Origin of the sequence: Nocardioides sp. NPDC057772 (assembly GCF_042798075.1) — a bacterium.
Taxonomy (GTDB): domain Bacteria; phylum Actinomycetota; class Actinomycetes; order Propionibacteriales; family Nocardioidaceae; genus Nocardioides.
In genome coordinates, this window is record NZ_JBHVKN010000286.1 from 1 (window position 1) to 4329 (window position 4329).

General features: G+C 71.4%; 5 protein-coding genes. All 5 read right to left on the minus strand.

What is annotated here, in order from left to right; genetic code table 11:
* Positions 1–91: 91 nt before the first annotated feature.
* A complete protein-coding gene (gene der, locus ACFVJS_RS26310; RefSeq protein ID WP_378886507.1) occupies positions 92–1477 on the minus strand; it encodes a ribosome biogenesis GTPase Der in 1386 nt (461 codons plus the stop codon).
* On the minus strand, positions 1470–2072 hold the full coding sequence (locus tag ACFVJS_RS26315) for a lysophospholipid acyltransferase family protein (RefSeq protein ID WP_378886509.1): 603 nt from the start codon (positions 2070–2072) through the stop codon (positions 1470–1472). The genes der and ACFVJS_RS26315 overlap by 8 nt, the downstream gene beginning before the upstream one ends.
* Before the next feature lie 104 nt (positions 2073–2176).
* Positions 2177–2872, minus strand: coding sequence for a (d)CMP kinase (gene cmk, locus ACFVJS_RS26320; RefSeq protein WP_378886511.1), 696 nt, complete (start codon positions 2870–2872; stop codon positions 2177–2179).
* 10 nt (positions 2873–2882) lie between these two features.
* A complete protein-coding gene (locus ACFVJS_RS26325) occupies positions 2883–3983 on the minus strand; it encodes a prephenate dehydrogenase (protein WP_378886513.1) in 1101 nt (366 codons plus the stop codon).
* 102 nt (positions 3984–4085) lie between these two features.
* On the minus strand, positions 4086–4329 hold a 244-nt coding region (locus ACFVJS_RS26330; protein ID WP_378886515.1), incomplete at its 5' end, for a VOC family protein.

A 4329-nucleotide genomic window follows, 5' to 3' on the forward strand; every position in this document is an offset into this window, starting at 1 on the left:
GATGTGGGTGCGTGGTAGCTCCACACCTCACCCGGAGGTCTTCGTCATGATCCAGCCGACCCGCCGTACCTAACGTCCGTGATCAGAACAGCTAGCGCTTGCGCTTCTCCCGGACCCGCTGCTGGAGCACGATCGGGGTGCCGACGAAGCCGAACTCCTCGCGCAGCCGGCGCTCGATGAAGCGCTCGTAGGAGGCCTCGAGCTTGCCGCTGGTGAACAGGATGAAGGTCGGCGGCGCGGTCGAGGGCTGGGTGCCGAAGAGGATCTTCGGCTGCTTGCCGGAGCGGACCGGGTGCGGGTGCTCGGCGACCAGGCGGCCGAGGAACGAGTTGAGCGCGCCGGTGCCGACCCGCGTCTCCCAGCCCTCGAGGGCCTTGTCGAGCGCGGGAACGAGCCGGTCGACATGCCAGCCGGTGCGCGCGGTGATGTTGATCCGCGGCGCCCACTGCACCTGGACGAGCTCGCGCTCGATCTCGCGGTCGAGCTGCCAGCGGCGGTCCTCGTCGACGAGGTCCCACGTGTTGAACGCGATCACCAGCGCGCGGCCGGCCTCGCGGACGGTCTGCAGGATGCGGATGTCCTGCTCGGAGATCTTCTCGCCGCCGTCGATCACGAGCACGGCCACCTCGGCGCGGTCGATCGCGGTGGTGGTGCGCAGGGATGCGTAGTATTCGTGGCCGCTGGACTCCTTGACCCGCTTGCGGATGCCCGCGGTGTCGATGAAGCGCCACTCGCGGCCGCCGAGCTCGATCAGCTCGTCGACCGGGTCGACGGTGGTGCCGGCGACGTTGTCGACGACGGCTCGCTCCTCCTTGGCCAGCTTGTTGAGCAGGCTCGACTTGCCGACGTTGGGCTTGCCGACCAGCGCGATCCGCCGCGGGCCACCGATCTCGGTGCCCTCGGGCAGCGGCGGCGGGTCAGGCAGCACGGCGAGGACGGCGTCGAGCATGTCGCCCGAGCCGCGCCCGTGCAGGGCGGAGACAGGCCAGGGCTCACCGAGCCCGAGGTTCCACAGCGCGGCCGCCTCGGCCTCGGTGCGCATGTCGTCGACCTTGTTGGCCACCAGCACGACCGGCTTGCCGGACTTGCGCAGGATGCGTACGACCGCCTCGTCGGCGTCGGTGATGCCGACGGTCGCATCGACCACGAAGAGGACGGCGTCGGCCAGGGAGACCGCGATCTCGGCCTGGGCCGCGATCCGCTCGGCCAGGCCCTGGGCGTCGGGGTCCCAGCCGCCGGTGTCGACCAGGGTGAAGGCCTTGCCGTTCCAGTCGGCGTCGTAGGAGACCCGGTCGCGGGTCACACCGGGGACGTCCTGGACGACCGCCTCGCGGCGGCCGATGATCCGGTTGACCAGGGTCGACTTCCCGACGTTGGGGCGGCCGACGACGGCCACGACGGGCAGCGGCCCGGCCGGGGTCTCGTCAGTCTCGGTCAGGTCTCGCACGTCCTCGTACGAAACGTCGGGGTCAGTCATTGTTCTCCTCGCTAGGTAGCGGACCGGGCAGTTCGCGACCGGTCAACGCCAGGGCATGGTCCTGTTGGACCTGCATGTGCTTCTGGAGCAAACCCGAGACATGCCCGACTTGTTCCCTGGTACGCGGCCAGCCTACGCGCTCGACGTGGAAAGGCTCGCCATAGACGATGTCGATGCGCGCACCTTTGTGCGGCAGCGACGAGACCCCGCCGCCCGGATCACGGCTGCCGATCATCGTCACCGGCACCACCGGAGCGCCGGAGGCGAGGGCGAGATAGGCGGCGCCGCGGTTGAACCGGACGAGATCGCCCGCGCCACGGGTGCCCTCGGGATAGATCCCCATCGCGTTGCCCTCGCGCAGCACCTTCAGCGCCATCTTCACCGCCGCCGGGTCGCTGCCGAACCGGTAGAGCGGGATCTGGCCCGCCCAGCGCAGGAACGGCCCGAGGAACCAGTGCTCGAACATCTCCAGCTTGGTCAACGCATGCACGGGACGCGGCGTGAAGATCGCCAGGAGCGGACCGTCGATGATGCCGATGTGGTTGGACGCGAAGACGACCGGTCCCGACGTCGGGATGTTGCCGGTCTCGTGCAACCGTACGTCGTAGCGGCGCCGGATCAGCCAGCGTGACGGGCCGTTGAGATGGTTCAGCGGCCATCGGCTGGGATGCGGGACCCCATCCGTGCGCGGAAGGTCGCTCACTCCCCCGCCTTCTCGGCGAGGTCGACGACGAGGTCGATGACCTCCTCCAGCGTGTAGGGCGTCGTGTCGATGTGGGTGGCGCCCTCCGGCACCACCGCACCGCCCTGGGTGGAGTCGATCTTGTCGCGGTTCTCCAGCGACGCGCGGACGGCCTCCGCGTCGGTGCCGCCCTCCTCCGCCGCGCGGCGGGCGGCGCGGGCGGCGGGGTCGGCGGTGACGTACAGCTTCAGCTCGGCGGCGGGCCACACGGCGGTGCCGATGTCGCGACCCTCGACCACGATGCCGGAGCCGGCGGCCAGCGCCTGCTCGATCTCCTGCTGCTGGAGGGCGATCAGGCGGGCGCGTACCTCACGGACGGTGGCCACCGGGGAGACGGCGCCATTGACCTTGTCGCTGCGGATCTCGACCGAGACGTCGACGCCGTCGAGGGCGATCGTGGGGCCGAGCGGGTCGGTGCCGGAGGTGATCACCGGCTTGCCGGCCGCGGCGGCGACCGCGTCGGCGTCGTGCACGTCCACGTCGTTGCTGAGCATCCACCAGGTCATCGCCCGATACATCGCGCCGGTGTCGAGGTAGCGCATCCCGAGACGGTCGGCGACCCCACGCGAGGTGCTCGACTTCCCGGAGCCGGAGGTGCCGTCGACGGCGATGACGATGCGGGCGGGGTCGGTGGAGGGGTTGCTGCTGCTCACGGGCGGGAGCCTACCGGTGAGCGACCCATCCCCGAGACTCCAGAACCGCCTGCATCCGGTCCGCCGCGTCGGCGGCCACGATCAGCTCCATGACACCGACCGGTCGGCCCGGGTCGTGGTCGATGCGTACGTCCTCGATGTTGACGCCGCTCTCCCCCGCATCGGCGAAGAGCCTGGCCAGGTTGCCGGGTTCGTCGGGCACGGTGACGTAGATGGTCGCCTGGGCCGTCTGCGGCCGGCCGTGCTTGCCGGGGATCGCCCGGGTGCCGGCCTGGCCCTCCTTGAGGAGTACGTCCAGGGCGGCCGCGTCGCCGTTGCCGACGGCCGCGATCATCTCGTCGAGCTGGGCGCGCACCTCGGAGAGCAGCTCGGTGACCGCGCGGGCGTTGCCGGCCACGATCTGGCCGTAGAGGCCCGGGTCGCCGGCGGCCACCCGGGTCACGTCGCGTACGCCCTGGCCGCTGAGGCTGAGGTGTCCCTCCGGGGCCACCGCGAGCCGGCCCGCCACCAGCGCCGCCATCAGGTGGGGCACGTGGGAGGTGCGGGCGACCGCCTGGTCGTGGTCTTCGGGGGTGAGGGTGAGCGGTACGCCGCCGCACAGCGCGGCGAGCTCGCCGACGAGCTCGGTCGCCACCGGGTCGGCGTCCTCGTGCGGGGTGACCGCCCACGGCCGGCCCTCGAACAGGGTGGCGGTCGCAGCCAGGGGGCCCGACCGCTCGCTGCCGGCCATCGGGTGGCCACCGACGTAGCGGCGTACGTCGCCGGGGCTGTGCTCGCGCACGTAGGCCAGCGGCGAAGCCTTCACGCTGCCGACGTCGGTGACGACCGCGTCGGGATTGTCGGCGAGGGCTCGGGTGATCACCTCACCGAGGTGCACCGGCGGGACCGCGACGACGATCACCTGCGGCGTGTCGCCGGGCTTGCGGCGACGGCCGGCGCCGAGGCCGGTCGCGGTGCGTACGTGGCTCGCGACCGAGTCGCTGAGGAGCACGTCGAGCCCCGCCGCCGCGCAGGCGAGCGCCACCGAGGTGCCCAGGAGCCCGACGCCGACGATCTCGACCGGGCCGGTCAGAGTCGACGGCCCTTCCCCTGCATCCCCGGTCTTCTCCATGCGTCCAAGGCTAAAGGGTCGGCGGCGCCGGACCCTCTTCGTCTCAGGCGGTTCGGTGCGCTATCGCCGACGGCGACCAGGCTGTGCGATATCGCCCCGCGCTCATGAAGGCTGGTAGCTGCCGAACGACCAGGAGTTGCCCTCCGGGTCGATGACCGTGCCGCCACGACCGCCGTAGTCCTGGTCGACCATGGGGCGGTCCACGGTGGCGCCGGCGGCGACCGCCTTGTCGAAGACGGCGTCGGGGTCGTCGGTGATCAGGTAGGCCGAGGACACACCGGTGTTCTTGATGCCGCCGTCCTTGCGTACCTGGCCGAACATCAGCCCGCCCCCGCCGGGCCAGAGC